Annotated in this window: 16 protein-coding genes and 3 rRNA genes; 7 read left to right on the top strand and 12 right to left on the bottom strand. The window is 57.5% G+C overall.

Translation table 11 applies throughout. The features are described 5' to 3' along the window. Nucleotides 1-21 precede the first annotated feature (21 nt). From AB6K10_RS03945 to AB6K10_RS03935, 3 genes are all read left to right on the top strand, one after another. A complete protein-coding gene (locus AB6K10_RS03945; RefSeq protein WP_339118032.1) occupies nucleotides 22-1191 on the top strand; it encodes a phosphoglycerate kinase in 1170 nt (389 codons plus the stop codon). Nucleotides 1192-1255: 64 nt separating this feature from the next. After that, nucleotides 1256-2320: a class II fructose-bisphosphate aldolase gene (gene fba / locus AB6K10_RS03940; protein WP_062363362.1), complete on the top strand. Its 1065-nt coding sequence runs from the start codon at nucleotides 1256-1258 to the stop codon at nucleotides 2318-2320. A 121-nt stretch (nucleotides 2321-2441) separates the two neighbouring features. Continuing rightward, nucleotides 2442-2786 carry a hypothetical protein gene (locus tag AB6K10_RS03935; protein WP_339118031.1) on the top strand — a complete coding sequence of 115 codons (345 nt, stop codon included), beginning with the start codon at nucleotides 2442-2444 and terminating at the stop codon, nucleotides 2784-2786. 8 nt (nucleotides 2787-2794) lie between these two features. On the opposite strand, the gene AB6K10_RS03930 is transcribed toward AB6K10_RS03935, so the two are convergent. Then, complete coding sequence (locus AB6K10_RS03930; RefSeq protein ID WP_285264455.1) at nucleotides 2795-3130, bottom strand: hypothetical protein; 336 nt, start codon at nucleotides 3128-3130, stop codon at nucleotides 2795-2797. Nucleotides 3131-3379: 249 nt separating this feature from the next. Here AB6K10_RS03930 and AB6K10_RS03925 point away from each other — a divergent pair, with 249 nt between their 5' ends. From AB6K10_RS03925 to AB6K10_RS03915, 3 genes are read left to right on the top strand one after another with little or no spacing between them, the layout of a single operon-like run. Further along, nucleotides 3380-4078, top strand: a complete 699-nt coding sequence (locus AB6K10_RS03925; protein WP_339118030.1) for an HAD-IA family hydrolase — start codon at nucleotides 3380-3382, stop codon at nucleotides 4076-4078. A gap of 1 nt (nucleotide 4079) precedes the next feature. Then, nucleotides 4080-4454, top strand: a complete 375-nt coding sequence (locus tag AB6K10_RS03920) for a translation initiation factor Sui1 (protein ID WP_305948149.1) — start codon at nucleotides 4080-4082, stop codon at nucleotides 4452-4454. A 49-nt stretch (nucleotides 4455-4503) separates the two neighbouring features. Next, entirely contained in the window at nucleotides 4504-5412 is a 909-nt protein-coding gene (locus tag AB6K10_RS03915) for a nuclease-related domain-containing protein (RefSeq protein WP_339118029.1), read from the top strand. An 8-nt stretch (nucleotides 5413-5420) separates the two neighbouring features. On the opposite strand, the gene AB6K10_RS03910 is transcribed toward AB6K10_RS03915, so the two are convergent. From AB6K10_RS03910 to AB6K10_RS03895, 4 genes are all read right to left on the bottom strand, one after another. Continuing rightward, the gene (locus AB6K10_RS03910) at nucleotides 5421-6752 is read right to left on the bottom strand and encodes a deoxyguanosinetriphosphate triphosphohydrolase (RefSeq protein WP_253019307.1); all 1332 of its coding nucleotides are present in this window, start codon (nucleotides 6750-6752) and stop codon (nucleotides 5421-5423) included. Nucleotides 6753-6864: 112 nt separating this feature from the next. Beyond that, a 5S ribosomal RNA gene (rrf, locus tag AB6K10_RS03905) occupies nucleotides 6865-6980 on the bottom strand. A 142-nt stretch (nucleotides 6981-7122) separates the two neighbouring features. Further along, nucleotides 7123-10013 (bottom strand): 23S ribosomal RNA (locus tag AB6K10_RS03900). A gap of 293 nt (nucleotides 10014-10306) precedes the next feature. Continuing rightward, a 16S ribosomal RNA gene (locus AB6K10_RS03895) occupies nucleotides 10307-11839 on the bottom strand. The 16S, 23S and 5S rRNA genes sit together here, the layout of an rRNA operon. A 585-nt stretch (nucleotides 11840-12424) precedes the next feature. Between AB6K10_RS03895 and AB6K10_RS03890 the strand changes: the two genes are divergently transcribed. Continuing rightward, nucleotides 12425-13450: an aspartate carbamoyltransferase gene (locus AB6K10_RS03890; protein ID WP_253018796.1), complete on the top strand. Its 1026-nt coding sequence runs from the start codon at nucleotides 12425-12427 to the stop codon at nucleotides 13448-13450. Nucleotides 13451-13462: 12 nt separating this feature from the next. On the opposite strand, the gene ruvX is transcribed toward AB6K10_RS03890, so the two are convergent. The 7 genes from ruvX to AB6K10_RS03855 all read right to left on the bottom strand — a co-directional run bounded on the left by ruvX (nucleotide 13463) and on the right by AB6K10_RS03855 (nucleotide 18200). Next, on the bottom strand, nucleotides 13463-13918 hold the full coding sequence (gene ruvX, locus AB6K10_RS03885) for a Holliday junction resolvase RuvX (RefSeq protein ID WP_339118028.1): 456 nt from the start codon (nucleotides 13916-13918) through the stop codon (nucleotides 13463-13465). Nucleotides 13919-13939: 21 nt separating this feature from the next. Then, entirely contained in the window at nucleotides 13940-14497 is a 558-nt protein-coding gene (locus tag AB6K10_RS03880) for a YqgE/AlgH family protein (RefSeq protein ID WP_253018778.1), read from the bottom strand. Nucleotides 14498-14563: 66 nt separating this feature from the next. Continuing rightward, a complete protein-coding gene (gshB, locus tag AB6K10_RS03875) occupies nucleotides 14564-15520 on the bottom strand; it encodes a glutathione synthase (protein ID WP_159340549.1) in 957 nt (318 codons plus the stop codon). 69 nt (nucleotides 15521-15589) lie between these two features. Beyond that, the gene (locus AB6K10_RS03870; RefSeq protein ID WP_159340548.1) at nucleotides 15590-16294 is read right to left on the bottom strand and encodes a S1 RNA-binding domain-containing protein; all 705 of its coding nucleotides are present in this window, start codon (nucleotides 16292-16294) and stop codon (nucleotides 15590-15592) included. Between the two features lie 138 nt (nucleotides 16295-16432). Beyond that, on the bottom strand, nucleotides 16433-17200 hold the full coding sequence (locus tag AB6K10_RS03865; RefSeq protein WP_159340547.1) for a 16S rRNA (uracil(1498)-N(3))-methyltransferase: 768 nt from the start codon (nucleotides 17198-17200) through the stop codon (nucleotides 16433-16435). A 3-nt stretch (nucleotides 17201-17203) separates the two neighbouring features. After that, on the bottom strand, nucleotides 17204-17713 hold the full coding sequence (gene secB, locus AB6K10_RS03860) for a protein-export chaperone SecB (protein WP_044628537.1): 510 nt from the start codon (nucleotides 17711-17713) through the stop codon (nucleotides 17204-17206). A gap of 64 nt (nucleotides 17714-17777) precedes the next feature. Beyond that, complete coding sequence (locus AB6K10_RS03855; RefSeq protein ID WP_159340546.1) at nucleotides 17778-18200, bottom strand: rhodanese-like domain-containing protein; 423 nt, start codon at nucleotides 18198-18200, stop codon at nucleotides 17778-17780. Nucleotides 18201-18356: the final 156 nt, after the last annotated feature.

The following is an 18356-nucleotide window of genomic DNA, read 5'->3' as shown; positions in this document are numbered from 1 at the left end:
GAACACGAGGAAACCGCTCACATGAACGTGCAAAAAATGACCGACCTGCCCCTGGAAGGGCAGCGCGTGCTGATTCGTGAAGACCTGAACGTGCCGATCAAAAACGGCCGTGTTTCCAGCGATGCCCGCCTGCGCGCCGCACTGCCGACCATTCAAGCGGCAGCCAAGGCGGGAGCCAAAGTAATGCTCATGAGCCATCTGGGCCGCCCCACGGAAGGCGAGCCTGCTGAAGAGTTCTCCTTAGCTCCCGTGGCCGAACACCTTAGCGAGCTGCTGGGTAGCCCCGTCAAACTGGTCGACGACTACCTCGACACCGCGCCCACGCTCAGCAACGGCGACGTGGTGCTGCTTGAGAACGTGCGTTTTAACAACGGCGAGAAGAAAGACGACGAACCGCTGGCCAAGCAGTACGCCGCGCTGTGCGATATCTTCGTGATGGACGCCTTCGGCACCGCCCACCGTGCTCAAGCGTCCACCCACGGCGTGGCCCGCTTTGCGCCCACCGCCTGTGCAGGCCCGCTGCTGGCCCAGGAGCTGGACGCACTGGAGAAAGCCTTAGCGAACCCGGCGCGACCCATGGCGGCGATTGTGGGCGGCTCCAAGGTCTCCACGAAGCTCGACGTGCTGACCGCCCTCTCCGACAAGTGCGACCAGCTCATCGTCGGCGGCGGGATCGCCAACACCTTTATCGCGGCGGCAGGCTATAATGTGGGCAAATCGCTCTACGAAGCCGACCTAATCGGTCAAGCCAAAGCGCTAATGGAGAAAGTCTCTATTCCGCTGCCCACTGACGTCGTTGTGGCCACGGAGTTCTCTGAATCCGCAGAAGCGGTAGTCAAACCGGTGGACCAGGTCGCTGATAACGAGATGATTCTGGATATTGGCCCGGACACCGCGGCCCACTTGGCCAGCCTGCTCAAAGATGCCGGCACCATTTTGTGGAACGGCCCCGTGGGCGTTTTTGAGATCGATCAATTTGGCAAAGGCACCGAAGTACTCTCTCTTGCCATTGCCGAAAGTAGCGCGTTTTCGATTGCTGGCGGTGGCGATACCCTGGCCGCTATCGACAAGTACGCCATTGCCGACCGTGTTTCCTATATCTCTACCGGCGGCGGCGCGTTCCTAGAGTACGTCGAGGGCAAACAGCTACCGGCGGTAGCCGCATTAGAAGCCGCAGCAAAGCGCGGCTGAACCATCACGCTGACACTGCACGCTCACTGCACCCGTTCACACTGACAACCTACAAGGTGACCCCATGGCTTTAATTAGCATGCGCCAGATGCTCGACCACGCCGCCGAATACGGCTACGGCATCCCCGCGTTCAACGTCAACAACCTCGAGCAGATGCGGGCCATCATGGAAGCCGCCGATGCCACCGACTCTCCGGTGATCGTGCAGGCCTCCGCTGGCGCGCGCAAATACGCAGGCGCCCCTTTCCTGCGCCACCTGATTTTGGCGGCGGTAGAAGAGTTTCCGCATATTCCGGTAGTGATGCACCAGGATCACGGCACCAGCCCCGCCGTGTGCCAGCGCTCTATCCAGCTCGGTTTCTCCTCCGTCATGATGGACGGCTCGCTGGGTGAAGATGGCAAGACGCCGATGGATTACGACTACAACGTTGACGTCACTCGTCGCGCAGTAGAAATGGCCCACGCCTGTGGCGTATCGGTTGAAGGCGAGCTGGGCTGCCTAGGTAGCCTGGAAACCGGCATGGCCGGTGAAGAGGACGGCATTGGTGCCGAAGGCAAGCTGGACATGGAACAGCTGTTGACCGATCCCGAAGAAGCCGCCGCGTTCGTCAAAGCGACTCAGGTCGACGCGCTGGCGATTGCCATCGGCACCAGCCACGGCGCATACAAGTTCACCAAGCCGCCCACCGGCGACACGCTCTCTATTCAGCGTATCAAAGAGATCCACGCGCGCATCCCGGACACCCACTTGGTCATGCACGGCTCCTCTTCCGTGCCGCAGGAGTGGCTTGAAGTCATCAACCGTTACGGCGGTCAAATTCCGGAAACCTACGGCGTGCCGGTTGAGGAAATCGTCGAAGGCATCAAGCACGGCGTGCGCAAGGTGAACATCGACACCGATCTGCGCCTAGCGTCCACCGGTGCCGTGCGCCGTTTTATGGCAGAGAATCCGTCGGAGTTTGATCCGCGCAAATTCTTGAAAGAGACCGTCACCGCTATGCGCGATCTGTGTATCGCCCGTTACGAAGCCTTTGGCACCGCTGGCAACGCAAGCAAAATCAAGCCGATCAGCCTGGAAGCGATGTTCCAGCGCTACGAGCGCGGCGAGTTGGCTCCTAAAATTAAGTAAGCAGCTAAGCAATTAGCAACGCTAAGGCGGCCTTCGGGCCGCCTTTTTTGTTGCAATGCAGCACAAATAGGCTATTACTAGAGAGCGCTACCCCACATTTCTTCACCAGGCAGCTCTCACTATGAAGCACTCCCCAATGCCCCTGTTTACCCCGCCCACCGCTATGTTCGATTTGTGGAAAGTCGGCATGATGGGGATGGAACTATGGAGTTCGTCGCTGTCCACGATCGCTATGCGCCAACAGCTATGGCAAACCCAGCCCTTTTTTAGCCCCGCCATGATGCGTGAAAACCAGCGCATGGTGACCGAAAAGATCGAGGCCAGCATAGAAGCTGGCCTCGTGATGCAAAAAGCATTTTTCAGCGCGATGAGCGGTCAATACGCCCCCTGGTGGATTACCAGCCAGAAAGCGATGAAACCTTATCATCGACGCAGTAGCGCCAACTCACGACGCCTCTCCCGCTAACGGCACACTCACTCGTTATCGTCGTTACTCTGCTCGTCCTCGCCGTTTTCAATGGCATCTTCGGCGCTACCGGTACCACCGGTGCCGCCTTCGGTGTTGTCGCTATCGTCACCACCGTTGTCGGTGTTTTCTTCCGTCTCGTCAGCCGTGGCCATATCGGCGGTCGACTCGTCACGCTGAACGGCCCCGGCCTTGATGCCGTACTTCTCCTCCAGCGCCGCATCATCCAGCGCTTGGTGCTGCTCGCTATCGGCATCGGCTTCAGGCTCTGCCAACACGCTACCTGCAGAAGCCATCAGCGCGGTGCCCACGACCAATGAGAGGAACCAAGGGGTGAATCGCATATACATCTCCATTTTATGGTTATCGCGGCGTCGCCTACCTACTATAGCCGGTCTCTCGATGATTCACATAGATTGCCTTGAAAACCGGGCAGTTAACCGAGGGTAGCGAGCGCTCAGCGGTATGGTCGCGCAGCTTCACTGTAAAAAATTATAAAACAGTGTTCACAAAGCCAGAAAAATCTCGTTCAATAGTCGTCTAGTCGGCTTAAATTAACGCGAGTAGCGCTTGTCACGCTGCAAGGAACTCCCATGCCGCTCCCACTTCTGCTGTTTGATTGTGATGGCACCCTCGTCGATAGCGAACCCCTACTGGCCGAAGAGATGGCTCGCGGCCTAAATACGGTCGGTCTCCCCTTTGCTTCTTCCGATTATCTTGGCGAGTTTCGGGGGGCACGCTTCCGACGTATCGTGGCAGAACTGCAAACCCGCTATGGCGAGGTCGATGCCGAGCGCTTGAACCACATGGAACAGGCCATGCGTGCCAAACTGGCAGAGCGCCTCGCCAATGAGCTCACCACCATTCCCGGCGCGCGTGAGTCGCTCGATGCACTGGCCCACTACCCCAGCGCCGTGGTCTCCAATGGGCCTGAAACCAAGATTCGTACCGCTCTAAAGGCGACCGGTCTCAGCGACTATTTCGGTCATCGGCTGTTTAGTGGCTATACCGCTAACTGTTGGAAGCCGGAGCCCTGTTTACATCTGCACGCAGCCAGTATCATGGGGTTTGCGGCGAAGGACTGCATTGCCATCGACGATGCGCTGGTCGGTGTTCACGCGGCGCTGCAAGCAGGCATGACCGTGATCCATCTGAATCGCTTTCCCGATGCCGAAGCAACGCCGGAAGGCGCTATCATGATGAGTAACATGTATCAGCTGCCTGCCGTTGTCGAGCAACTGACCCACGAGCGATGGCAGGCCGCAATGCCTCATCACTCAACAGAGAAATAGTATGGCTTCATTACGTGATCAGCTAGGTGGCCTCGTTTACTCCACCGAGCATGGCAAAACGTGCCCTGACTGCCGAGCTCCCATCGACGACTGCCGCTGTGAGGACACCAGCGAGCAAGCGCGGCTTGCCGAATTGGATGGGATCGTCCGTATCCGCCGTGAGACCAGCGGTCGTAAAGGCAAGGGAGTCACGACCATCAGCGGCGTGCCGCTCCCCCAAGGGGAGCTCAAGGCACTGGCCAAAACACTCAAACAGCGCTGCGGCACCGGCGGCGCCGTTAAAGAGGGTGTGATAGAAATCCAGGGCGACCATCGCGAAACACTGCGCGATGCCTTAACCTCAATGGGTTATCAGGTGAAATTGGCGGGCGGTTGAAGCGGACAACGCACATCCCCGGCTCATGGCGAAAGGGCAAGGCACGATAATGGTTTGGTTGGAATACTTGCTACCGCTCATCTTCTTGTTTCCCATGGCAGCGATGGGCGGCATCGTATTAGCCTTGCGTAGTCTTCACGATGCCCGCGTTCACTCACCCTTCGATGCGCCGCTCCGCGAGCCGGGGCAGGCGCTTCGCCATCGACTCGATCAAGCGTTTTCAAGCCTGTTTCTTAACGGCACTTTAGGGCCTCTGGTCAGCCTTGCACCGCTGGTCTACGGCATGGGACGAATGCTCTTCGTCGATAAACAGGACTGGGTCGAGTGGGCGCTGTATGGCCTGCTGAGCACGCTCTTGGTGCTGGCGTTTTCGCTGCTGTTGGTGCGTGACTATCAGCGCATCCGCCGCTTGAAGCTGGGGCTTGCCTGCGAACTTGCCGTAGGCCAAGAGCTGGAACGTCTGGTTCGCCCTGAAGCGCACCCCTATTACGTGTTTCATGACGTCCCTACGGATAGCTTCACCATTGACCATGTGGTGGTCACCCCTCACGGCGTATTCGTCGTGGAAACCCGCGCCAGGGCACTGGCCATTGGTAGCAATGGCAGAGAGTTGAACTGCGTGGCGGTAGAGCGTGAGCGGCTGCGCTTCCCGCACTGGCAGGAGCGGCGGCCGCTGCACAAAACGCGCCAGGGTGTCAGCTGGCTGAGCCAGTGGTTAGAGCGCCGCTGCGGTGTACCGGTACCGGTGAAAGGGGTCCTGGTTTTGCCCGGCTGGGAAATCGACACCAGCGAAGCCTCGCCGGATATTCTCGTGGTCAGCGGCGAACAGCTGGCCAAGCAGCTGACCGACATCACGCCAGGACAGCTAAGCGATGCCATTCATGACAAGGTCATTCATGTTTTGCTAGAGCGGGCACGGTTGATGGAGCTCAAGCACCTCCGTCAACCGTCTGTCTAATGCCTCATTTAGTCGCCGCGTAACCGCCCGCCCATCTCTTGGGCAAGATCGACCGCGTAGTGGTCGGTCATCCCGCCAATGAAGTCCAGCATGCGCCGGTAGCTGTCATAGAGGGTCCAAGAGGGTAGCGGTGTGTTCTCGCCAATTAACGCCAGTACCCGCTGGTGTTTAAAAGAGCTTTGCCCGGTGTGGTGCAGCTCATGAGCGGCACCGATGAAGGCTTCTAACAGGATACCCAGCGTAGTGTAGGCACCAATCTCCAGCTTCGCCTTGCGCTCATTCTGAAAAATGCGCTCTCGGGCAAGCTGCTTGGCGGACTGCACTCCCCAGCCTAAATCCGGGTGACACAGCTCCAACAAATCTTCGCTGAGAGTACCGCTGAGCAGCGCCTGCTCATGCTGTACAAAGACAGCCCCCACATCGTTGACGGCACGCTCCATGGCGGCGCCTCTGAGTAGGGCGATCCGGCGGCGTTGCGAGACATTTTTACGCTGCATCTCGGCATATTCGGGCGGAAACTCACCAGCGATTTGACGCAGAATCTCGACCACTTCCTCGTAGCGCAGAATGCCCATCTCCAGACCGTCTTCCAGGTCTAGCAAGGCGTAGCAAATATCATCGGCTGCTTCGACCAGCCAGGCCAGCGGGTGGCGACACCAGCGCTGCTCTCCTTGGGGAAGTAATCCCACCGCATCCGCTACCTCTTTCAATAGCGCCTGCTCTGACTGGTAGCAGCCAAACTTACCCGCCCGCCCGCTATAGCGGACCGTCCATGGATATTTCAGCAGCGTGCCTAAGGTTGCCGCCGATAGGCGCATGCCACCGTTGAACTGGTTGTACTCGATCTGTGTGATGACGCGGAAGCCCTGCGCGTTGCCTTCATAGGTCAACAGGTCGTCTCGCTCGGCATCGGACAAGCCATCCAGCAGGCCACTGCCCTGGGCACGGCGAAACCAGTCGCGTATCGCGTACTCACCGGCGTGACCAAAGGGCGGGTTGCCGATATCGTGGCCAAGGCATGCGGTTTGTACGATCACGCCCAAATCTGCGGGGGTGATCCAGTCAGGGAGGCGGTCGCGCAGCAGCTCGCCCACGATCATCCCAAGCGAACGGCCGACGCAGCCAACTTCGAGAGAGTGGGTCAAGCGGGTATGAATGTGGTCGTTTTCCGTCAGAGGGTGCACTTGGGTTTTACGGCCCAAGCGTCGGAAAGAGCCGGAAAAAACAATGCGATCATGATCTTTATGAAAGGGACTACGCCCAATTTCCCGGGTGCTGTCCGTTCGTTTATCGTGAAGGCGTCGTGGGGAAAGTAACTGATCCCATTGCATTTGTGTCATAGCGCTCCTCCTTGGAGTGCACATTCTGACATAAAAATGCTGACATAAAACGACGGGATCGACGGGCAAACAAAAAACCCAGCCGTTTGGCTGGGTTCTTTGCGGTATAAGTGCCTGACGATGACCTACTCTCGCATGGGGAGACCCCACACTACCATCGGCGCTAAGCGGTTTCACTTCTGAGTTCGGCAAGGGATCAGGTGGTTCACGCGTGCTATGGTCGTCAGGCGTAACAGGTAATGCATATCATGCTGAGTATTGTGTGATCGTCTCTTGTCCGTCAGCGCCTTGGCTGGCGGATGCGTATCCGGTTCTCTGAGTGGCAATCCACTCGATCGTTATCATCGCGACCAGACCCCTTGGGTGTTATAGGGTCAAGCCTCACGGGCCATTAGTACACGTTAGCTCAACGCCTTGCAGCGCTTCCACACCGTGCCTATCAACCAGCTGGTCTCGCTGGGCCCTTTAGGAGGCTCTAGGCCTCAGGGATGTCTCATCTTGAAGGGGGCTTCCCGCTTAGATGCTTTCAGCGGTTATCCCGTCCGACCATAGCTACCCGGCAATGCCACTGGCGTGACAACCGGAACACCAGAGGGTCGTCCACTCCGGTCCTCTCGTACTAGGAGCAGCTCTTCTCAAACATCCAACGCCCACGGCAGATAGGGACCGAACTGTCTCACGACGTTCTAAACCCAGCTCGCGTACCACTTTAAATGGCGAACAGCCATACCCTTGGGACCGACTTCAGCCCCAGGATGTGATGAGCCGACATCGAGGTGCCAAACACCGCCGTCGATGTGAACTCTTGGGCGGTATCAGCCTGTTATCCCCGGAGTACCTTTTATCCGTTGAGCGATGGCCCTTCCATACAGAACCACCGGATCACTAGAACCTGCTTTCGCACCTGCTCGACGTGTCTGTCTCGCAGTCAAGCACCCTTATGCTCTTGCACTCATTGCACGATGTCCGACCGTGCTGAGGGTACCTTCGTGCTCCTCCGTTACTCTTTGGGAGGAGACCGCCCCAGTCAAACTACCCACCACACACTGTCCTCGATCCGGATCACGGACCTGAGTGAGAACGCCAATGATGCCAGGCTGGTATTTCAAGGTTGGCTCCACCCGAACTGGCGTCCGGGGTTCAAAGCCTCCCAGCTATCCTACACAGGCAACATCAGCGTCCAGTGTGAAGCTATAGTAAAGGTTCACGGGGTCTTTCCGTCTAGCCGCGGGTACACCGCATCTTCACGGCGATTTCAATTTCACTGAGTCTCGGGTGGAGACAGCGTGGCCATCATTACGCCATTCGTGCAGGTCGGAACTTACCCGACAAGGAATTTCGCTACCTTAGGACCGTTATAGTTACGGCCGCCGTTTACCGGGGCTTCGATCAAGAGCTTCGGACGAATCCTAACACCATCACTTAACCTTCCGGCACCGGGCAGGCGTCACACCCTATACGTCCGCTTGCGCGTTAGCAGAGTGCTGTGTTTTTACTAAACAGTTGCAGCCACCTGGTATCTTCGACCGGTTCGGGCTCGGGGAGCAAGTCCCATTACCCTACGCCGGCGTGCCTTCTCCCGAAGTTACGGCACCATTTTGCCTAGTTCCTTCACCCGAGTTCTCTCAAGCGCCTTGGGATTCTCACCCTGACCACCTGTGTCGGTTTGGGGTACGGTCGCACATGATCTGAAGCTTAGAGGCTTTTCCTGGAAGCGTGGCATCAATGACTTCCGGACCGTGGTCCGTTCGTTTCGTGTCTCGGCCTTAGCGTCCCGGATTTACCTAAGACACCAGCCTACTCACTTTCACCAGGACAACCAACGCCTGGCTCACCTAGCCTTCTCCGTCCCCCCATCGCAATCATGTCCGGTACGGGAATATTGACCCGTTTCCCATCGACTACGCCTTTCGGCCTCGCCTTAGGGGCCGACTCACTCTGCTCCGATTAGCGTCGAACAGAAACCCTTGGTCTTCCGGCGAGGGAGTTTTTCACTCCCTTTATCGTTACTCATGTCAGCATTCGCACTCGTGATACCTCCAGCATGCTTCTCAACACACCTTCATTGGCTTACACGACGCTCCTCTACCGCTCATCCAGAGGATGAACCCGTAGCTTCGGTACCTGGTTTAGCCCCGTTACATCTTCCGCGCAGGCCGACTCGACTAGTGAGCTATTACGCTTTCTTTAAAGGATGGCTGCTTCTAAGCCAACCTCCTAGCTGTCTGAGCCTTCCCACATCGTTTCCCACTTAACCAGGATTTGGGGACCTTAGCTGACGGTCTGGGTTGTTTCCCTTTTCACGACGGACGTTAGCACCCGCCGTGTGTCTCCCACGCTCGCACTCACCGGTATTCGGAGTTTGCCTCGGGTTGGTAAGTCGGGATGACCCCCTAGCCGAAACAGTGCTCTACCCCCGGCGGTGATACGTGAGGCGCTACCTAAATAGCTTTCGAGGAGAACCAGCTATCTCCGAGCTTGATTAGCCTTTCACTCCGATCCACAAGTCATCCAAATCTTTTTCAACAGATCCTGGTTCGGGCCTCCAATTGATGTTACTCAATCTTCACCCTGCTCATGGATAGATCGCTCGGTTTCGGGTCTATATCCAGCGACTGTGTCGCCCAGTTAAGACTCGGTTTCCCTACGGCTCCCCTATACGGTTAACCTCGCCACTGAATATAAGTCGCTGACCCATTATACAAAAGGTACGCAGTCACGGAACGAGTCCGCTCCTACTGCTTGTACGCACACGGTTTCAGGATCTATTTCACTCCCCTCTCCGGGGTTCTTTTCGCCTTTCCCTCACGGTACTGGTTCACTATCGGTCAGCCAGGAGTATTTAGCCTTGGAGGATGGTCCCCCCGTCTTCAGTCAAGGTTTCTCGTGCCCCGACCTACTCGATTTCACATGATCAGATTTTCGGCTACGGGGCTATCACCCACTATGGCCACGCTTCCCAGCGTATTCGCCTAATCAGTCACATGCTTAAGGGCTGGTCCCCGTTCGCTCGCCGCTACTAGGGGAATCTCGGTTGATTTCTTTTCCTCAGGGTACTTAGATGTTTCAGTTCCCCTGGTTCGCCTCCTACACCTATGTATTCAGCGTAGGATACTCAGCTGATGCTGAGTGGGTTTCCCCATTCAGAGATGTCCGGGTCACAGGTCGTTTGCCACCTCACCGAACCTTATCGCAGGCTACCACGTCTTTCATCGCCTCTGGCTGCCTAGGCATCCACCGTGTGCGCTTCATTGCTTGACCCTATAACCCGAAGGGGTCTGGACTCTCGCAATGACAACGATTGCCGGATACGCTTGAGACGTATCACTTAACAATTACGTATGAACATTTCAATAAACGTTCATGTCAGCATGATATACATTGTTAAAGAGCGACTGCTATGCGCAGTGATAAGCGGATGCTTTTTTCACTTTAAAAGGAAAAGAAAGACCTTTTCTTTTTTTAACGTGAAAACAGCGCTTATCACTGCGTAACAACAGCATTCTGATCAGGTAATTCATTGTGAGCGCTTACCGCGAGGGGAAGACATCGTTTAAGGAGGTGATCCAGCCGCAGGTTCCCCTACGGCTACCTTGTTACGACTTCACCCCAGTCATGAACCACACCGTGGTGATCGCCCTCTTGCGTTAGGCTAACCACTTCTGGTGCAGTCCACTCCCATGGTGTGACGGGCGGTGTGTACAAGGCCCGGGAACGTATTCACCGTAGCATTCTGATCTACGATTACTAGCGATTCCGACTTCACGGAGTCGAGTTGCAGACTCCGATCCGGACTGAGATCGGCTTTTCGGGATTGGCTGACTCTCGCGAGCTCGCAACCCTTTGTACCGACCATTGTAGCACGTGTGTAGCCCTACTCGTAAGGGCCATGATGACTTGACGTCGTCCCCACCTTCCTCCGGTTTGTCACCGGCAGTCTCCTTAGAGTTCCCGCCATTACGCGCTGGCAAATAAGGACAAGGGTTGCGCTCGTTACGGGACTTAACCCAACATTTCACAACACGAGCTGACGACAGCCATGCAGCACCTGTCTCTGCGTTCCCGAAGGCACTAAGGTATCTCTACCGAATTCGCAGGATGTCAAGAGTAGGTAAGGTTCTTCGCGTTGCATCGAATTAAACCACATGCTCCACCGCTTGTGCGGGCCCCCGTCAATTCATTTGAGTTTTAACCTTGCGGCCGTACTCCCCAGGCGGTCGACTTATCGCGTTAACTTCGCCACAAAGTGCGCTAGGCACCCAACGGCTGGTCGACATCGTTTACGGCGTGGACTACCAGGGTATCTAATCCTGTTTGCTACCCACGCTTTCGCACCTCAGTGTCAGTGTCAGTCCAGAAGGCCGCCTTCGCCACTGGTATTCCTCCCGATCTCTACGCATTTCACCGCTACACCGGGAATTCTACCTTCCTCTCCTGCACTCTAGCTTGACAGTTCCGGATGCCGTTCCCAGGTTGAGCCCGGGGCTTTCACAACCGGCTTATCAAGCCACCTACGCGCGCTTTACGCCCAGTAATTCCGATTAACGCTTGCACCCTCCGTATTACCGCGGCTGCTGGCACGGAGTTAGCCGGTGCTTCTTCTGCGAGTGATGTCTTTCCTAGCGGGTATTAACCGCTAGGCGTTCTTCCTCGCTGAAAGTGCTTTACAACCCGAGGGCCTTCTTCACACACGCGGCATGGCTGGATCAGGGTTGCCCCCATTGTCCAATATTCCCCACTGCTGCCTCCCGTAGGAGTTCGGGCCGTGTCTCAGTCCCGATGTGGCTGATCATCCTCTCAGACCAGCTACGGATCGTTGCCTTGGTAAGCCTTTACCTCACCAACTAGCTAATCCGACATAGGCTCATCCGATAGCAGGAGCCGAAGCCCCCTTTCTCCCGTAGGACGTATGCGGTATTAGCCTGGGTTTCCCCAGGTTATCCCCCACTATCGGGCAGATTCCTATGCATTACTCACCCGTCCGCCGCTCGTCAGCATCCAGCAAGCTGGATCTGTTACCGCTCGACTTGCATGTGTTAGGCCTGCCGCCAGCGTTCAATCTGAGCCATGATCAAACTCTTCAGTTTAAGATCAATGCGGTTCTTGCCTGTGACCGAGGCCACAGAAGCGAACCAAGCTTGGCTCAAGGGTCAAACGAATTCATTCATTAGGCCGAAGCCTGTTTGACGAGTCGCTTGCCTTGATAATAGGTGATGATTCACCCTCATCGGCAAGCGCCCACATGAATTACCTGATCAAATTGTTAAAGAGCTGTTTCGCTGTGCGGGCTCGATGACCTGAACCGTGTTGCCTCAGCGAGGAAGGCGTATTATACGCACTTCCTGGTGTTTGTCAACCGCTGTTTTCAGCGAGCGAAGCGAGCGACCCAATCGATAACGAGACAGCGCTAACTTCCTGACAAACCAGAGGTTTTTAACCTCATTCACCGCTGGTAACGCTTGGCGTCCCCGGCAGCGGATGCGTACTTTACGGGTTCAAAGCCGGGTTGGCAAGAGCTAATTATCAAATAGTCGAAAAAAGTCTCGGCCAGAACATCTGCCCACTTATATTGGACAGCGGAAACCGCTTCGGCACGTCTGGATTGGCGGTTACACTTAGCGCCGTAATACAGCGGCCACCTTCACCCACGCCCACTTATGATGAGGTCCATGATGAGCCAGCACCTATTAACCGTCGATTCATTAAACCGCGAGAGCGTTGATCACTTATTACGCGTGGCGGCACGCATGGAGCCGATTGCTAGTCGCCGCCAGGTGACGAGGGTGTTGGAAGGGGCCGTGCTGGGCAACCTGTTTTTTGAAGCGAGCACTCGGACACGAGTGAGCTTCAATGCCGCGTTCTGCCGACTGGGGGGAAGCGTGTGCGACACCACAGGTTTTACCTTCTCGTCCATGGCCAAGGGCGAGTCGCTTTACGACACCAGCCGCGTCATGAGCGGCTACTGCGATGCGATCGTGATGCGTCACCCCGACCAAGGTTCGGTAGCCGAGTTCGCCGCTGCCACCCATGTCCCCGTCATTAACGGTGGCGATGGCCCAGGCGAGCACCCAAGCCAAGCCCTGCTGGATCTTTATACCATCGACAAGGAGTTCCAGCGGCTGGGTAAGCGCTTGAGCGGGGCGCACATTCTGCTGACCGGTGATTTGAAATATGGGCGTACGGTGCATTCGCTGATTAAGTTGCTGTCACTCTATGACCCGCTGCGCATTACGCTGGTGTCGCCACCAGGGTTGGAGATGCCTTCCTACTTAATTGATCTAGTCGCTTCTCGCGGGCATCGCATTGAGCAACGCGACTCATTGGCCAGTGACTTTGCCGATTTAGATGTGGTGTACACCACCCGAATTCAGAAAGAGCGCTTTACGGATGAAATGAACGAGAGCTTCCAGGGGCTTTCCGATGACTTTATGGTCAACCGCGATTTTCTTGACCAGCGCTGCAGTCAAAGCACGATCGTAATGCACCCGCTGCCCCGCGATAGCCGCCCTGGCGCCAATGATTTGAACGTCGATTTGAACGGCGACCCGCGGTTGGCGATTTTCCGCCAAACCGATAATGGCATCCCCATGCGGATGGCGATTTTTGCCACGCTGCTCAAGGTGGATGATCTGATCGAGAAAGACCTTCGACCTGTCCGCTGGTTCGTGCCCACTCAAACCGGCACGCTCGATCGTTAATACTGTGCTGGATCAGTACGCGCTGCGCCCACCGGGAAGGCCTTCCTGGTGGGCAAACCAACCTTCCAAAATCAGTACAGCGGCGATGCCATCCACGCTCTCTTCTCGGTAGTTGCCTCGGTGGCCCGCCGTACGCGCAATCTGCTTGGCCTCGCGCGTCGAGCCCCGCTCATCGACCATTTCACAGGGCTTCCCATAACGGCCGTGTAAGCGATTGCCAAACTTGCGGGCACGGGTGCTCATCAATGACTCGGTGCCGTCCATATTGAGCGGCAAGCCGACGACGAATAGGTCTGGCTGCCACTCTTCGATGAGACGCGTGACCAAATGCCAATCGGGTATACCATCCCGCGCCGTCAGCGGCGGCAACTCACGGGCACTGTGGAGCAACTCGTTACCCACGGCGACCCCAATGCGGCGCGTACCGAAATCGAAGGCCAAGATGAGACGCTGCCCTTGCTCTGCCATGCTAGGTCTTCTCCGCACAGGTCATGCATGACCCGCGTTGCGCGTCATCAAATTGAGATCGACACCCAAAATACCGGCCGCTGCCGCTAGCCGCTCTGCAGGAGGCGTATCGAACAGCACACTGCCTTGGCCTTCGACGGTCAGCCAAGCGTTCTCTTTGAGCTCCTCTTCCAACTGCCCCACGTCCCACCCCGCGCAGCCTAAACAAACCAGGAAGTGTTCGGGGCCGGTACCGTCTGCCAAGGCTTGCAGAATATCCATGGAGGTCGTCAGCGCGATACCGTCCTCCACCTGGATGCTGGAATCCCACGCTTGGCTATCTCCCATGTGGAGGATGAAGCCACGATCCTTATGCATCGGGCCGCCGTAGTAAACGGGCGCATTGCGATGCGGGCTATCGTCGCCTCCTAGTGAAAGCTGCTCGAACAGCGCATCTAGCGTGATGTCCATTGGGCGGTTGGCAATCACGCCCATGCAACCGTTGTGGTCGTGATCACATAGATAGATCAGGCTGCCCGCGAAGTTGGGGTCTTCCAAATGGGGCATCGCCATCAAAAAATGGTGCTTTAAACTTTGCATGCGTCTCCTACGGCTTGCCGATGGTTCGGCAAGCCTCGCGTCATAGGGCGGGTGCGCCGTGACCGGTTAAGCCAGACGACGCTCGATCGCGTCCAGCAGCATTCCGGAAATGTCGGTGCCACGCTGATCATCGATTTCACGAACGCAGGTAGGGCTCGTCACGTTGATTTCCGTGATGTAGTCGCCAATCACGTCCAGGCCGACAAACATCAGGCCTTTCTCACGAATCATCGGCTGCACCTGTTGAATCAGCCAGTGGTCGCGTTCGGTCAGTTCACGGCTCACGCCGCGCCCGCCTGCGGCCAGGTTGCCACGGGTTTCGCCCGCCGACGGGATGCGCGCCAGCCCGTAAGGCACCGGCTCGCCATCGACCAAGAGAATCCGCGTGTCGCCATCCTTGATGTCCGGCAGGTAGCGCTGGGCCATGATTTGGCGCTGACCGCGTAGGGTCAATTGTTCGATCACCGCGCCAATGTTGCGGCCCTCGGGGCCAATATGAAAAATCCCCGTGCCGCCCATGCCGTCGAGCGGCTTGAAGATCACATCGCCATGCTCGGCATGAAAGGCGCGTAGCACGTCATCGCGGCTGGCGACGACCGTCGGCGCGCAGCACTGGGGAAACTGCTGGGCAAAAAGCTTTTCGTTACACTGCAGCAGCGCGGCGGTGGGGTTCACCACCAGCACGCCCTCACGCTCGGCAAAGCCCAGCAGGTGTACCGCGTTGATGAATTCGGCATCCACCGGCGGGTCTTTTCGCATCAGCACTACGTCCAGCTCGGCCAACGGGCGTTGAGTCGCTTCGCCCAGGTCGTACCAGTGTTCAGGGTTGCGGTGCACGGTGAGAGGACGCATCCGCGCATAGGCCTTACCCGCCTGCAAGAAAAGATCGTCCTGCTCCATGTAGTGGAGCGTATAGCCGCGCTCTTGGGCGGCCCAGAGCATGGCTAAGGTGGTGTCTTTCTTGTACGCGATGTCGCTGATGGGATCCATCACCACACCGAGATGCAACGTTGATTGGCTCATCGAAATACAGTCCATGCAGGATCAATAGGTCATCAGTATGCCGCACTGCAGGCACGGCTCCAACCGCGGCTAGGTATCCGACGTATCGGAGAGCGCACCGGGTACCAGGCGGATCGCATCCGGCGCCAGGGTGATCAACTGCTGTTTATAGAGTCGGCCAATCGCCTGTTTGTAGGCGCTTTTGCTCACCCCTAGTCGCGTTTTGATATCATGCGCCGAACTTTTATCGCCTAGCGGTAAATAGCCACCGCTCTCGCGCAGCGCCTTCAGCACTTTGTCACCCACCACGTCCAGACGTGCCGCGCCGGGCGGTAGCAGCGAAATATCCACGCGGCCATCCTCGCGGCGCTGTTTCACAAAGCCTTTTAGCGACTGCCCACGGCGCAACGGCTGAGTGATGTCGTCTTGGTAGATCAGCCCCCAGTAGCGGTGATTGACCACCACTTTCATGCCTAAATCCGTGCGGTCGGCCACCACCACATCGACTTCGTCGCCTTTCTCTAGCGCCCAGGCGTCGTCCGTTAGGAAACGGTCGAGTCGCATGGTAGCAACCGGTCGCCCCTGGTCATCGCTATACAGCATCACCAGCACCCGCTTGCCGGGGTCGGGGCGAAAGCGCTGCTCGCTATAAGGGAGCAGCACGTCTTTGGGCTGCCCCCAACGCAAAAACGCCCCGGTGCTGTTCACCGCTGTCACGGTTAAATAGGCCACATCGCCCAGTTGGGCAGACGCATCGCTGACAGATCGAGGGGTGGCGTGTGATTCACGGACCATGGGTGCCGTCCTTACAGGAAGTAGATCTTCATTATGGTACCTTGCCAAAGCAAGGCAAAGCGGCGTCGAGTGACGCGAGCGCCGGATACAAAAAAACCGCTGCCGCAGCAAAGACGGCAGCGGTTCGATAGTGAGCGCTTACAAATCGCCGAAGTGGTGCTGCAAGAGCGTGAGCGCAACAACGGGAGCGGTTTCGGTGCGCAGCACTCGCGGTCCCAGGGTGAGAGGCGTGAAGTGGCTGGCCGTCGCAGCCTGAATATCCGTGTCGCTCAGCCCGCCTTCCGGACCGATCAGCAGCGCGGCGGACGTAGGCCGCTCTGACTGAGCAAAGCCGTTACCCGTCGCTAGATGCAACATCAAGCGCAGCGGCTCTTGGCGCTCGGCCAGCCACTCGCCTAACGTCTGCGGGGGGTGAACAGGCGGCACTACTGCCCGGCCGCTCTGCTCGCAGGCGCTGGCCGCCACGGCCTGCCAATGCGCCAGCTTCTTTTCTTCACGGTCGCCTTTCAAACGCACATCGCCCCGCTCGGTATAGAGCGGGGTAATCGCCGCCACTCCGAGTTCGACGGCTTTTTGAATGGCGTAATCCATGCGATCGCCCTTGGAAATCGCTTGCCCAAGATGCACCGCCAGCGGTGACTCGCCGCTACCCGCCCATACCGCTTCCACGGTCACGGTCGTCTGCTTGCGGCTCACCTCGGCTAACCGCACGCCCGCCTCATGCCCACTGCCATCGAATACGATCAGCGGCGCGCCTTCACCCATGCGCAGTACGCGGGTCACGTGCTTGGCCGGGCCGTCAGGGAGCGCCAGCGTCGTGCCCGCGGCTAACTCGGCAGGCACATACAGACGGGGCATTTTACCGTGTTGGGCCTGCCAGTCGGCGGCGGTCAGCGTGTCCGACATGGGTTAGTGCGTGTTCTCAGCCGCTTGGCTGGCCTGCTGCGCTTCGCGCTGCTTGCGCTGGGCGTACATGGCTTCGAAGTTGACCGGCGCCAGCATCAGCGGCGGGAAGCCACCACGGTTGACGAGGTTATCAACGCACTCACGGGCGTACGGGAACAGCAGGTTGGGGCAGAACGCACCCAAGGTTTGCTCGAGCTGTGCGCCTTCGATGCCCGAAATACGGAACAGGCCCGCCTGCTCGACTTCCGCCAAGAACGAGGTAGTGCCGGTTTCGCTGTCGTTGACCTGTGCGGTCACTTTGACGACCACTTCATACTGGTCATCGGCCACTTTCTGGCTGGTGGTATTGAGGTCCAGGTTGACCTTCGGCTTGAACGCTTGCTTGAACACGGACGGAGAGTTCGGCGCTTCGAAAGAAATGTCTTTCACGTAAATACGCTGTAACGAGAATTTCAGCTGAGGCTTTTCGCCTTCTGCGGCGCCTGCCTGCGGGGTGTTGTTATCTTCCGCCATGGGATACTCCTGATTGTTCATCCATTAAAAAGGGGTGCGGCGTTACCGCGACGTATGCTCTCGTTTACTTCTTGACCACCGGAAGGCCATCCGCCTGCCACTGCATCATGCCGCCGCGCAGCTTCATTGCCCGCTCAAACCCGGCTTTGGCAAGCTTTGCCTGGGCAGCGCCAGAACTTTGGCCATGCTTGCACACCACGATGATCGGCTGGCTCTTCACTTTCTCCAGCTCGTTCATGCGGCTATCCAGGCTGCTTTGGGGAATGTTACGAGCGCCTGCGATGTGGCCGGCTTTGAAGTCTTTGCTCTCACGGATGTCCAGCACCACCGCGTCTTCGCGGTTGATGAGCTGAGTGGCCTGGGTAGAGGACACCGCATTCGAGGAGGCGCTGCGCGTTTCGTAAACGATCCACGCTATGAGCACCAGCAAAAATGCCCCTACGAGAAGGGGGTGGTTCATTACGAATTCGAACAGCTGATCGATCATCGCGAACACAATCTCTTGGTCTATGCAGAAAAAAGCGGCGTCACCGCCCTCAGAAACGCGACAAGTATACACGTCACAGGGCATACCGCGCAGGCCATGACGCCCGACGGCTGCCTGCGTTATGATGCCCCAAGCGCGCGCCTGTCGCGACCCCGA

The sequence above is a fragment of the Halomonas sp. BMC6 genome (genome assembly GCF_964204995.1).
In the GTDB taxonomy this organism is placed as follows: domain Bacteria; phylum Pseudomonadota; class Gammaproteobacteria; order Pseudomonadales; family Halomonadaceae; genus Vreelandella.
Note: the sequence above shows the minus strand (reverse complement) of the source record. Positions and strands in the feature narration are given on the sequence as shown.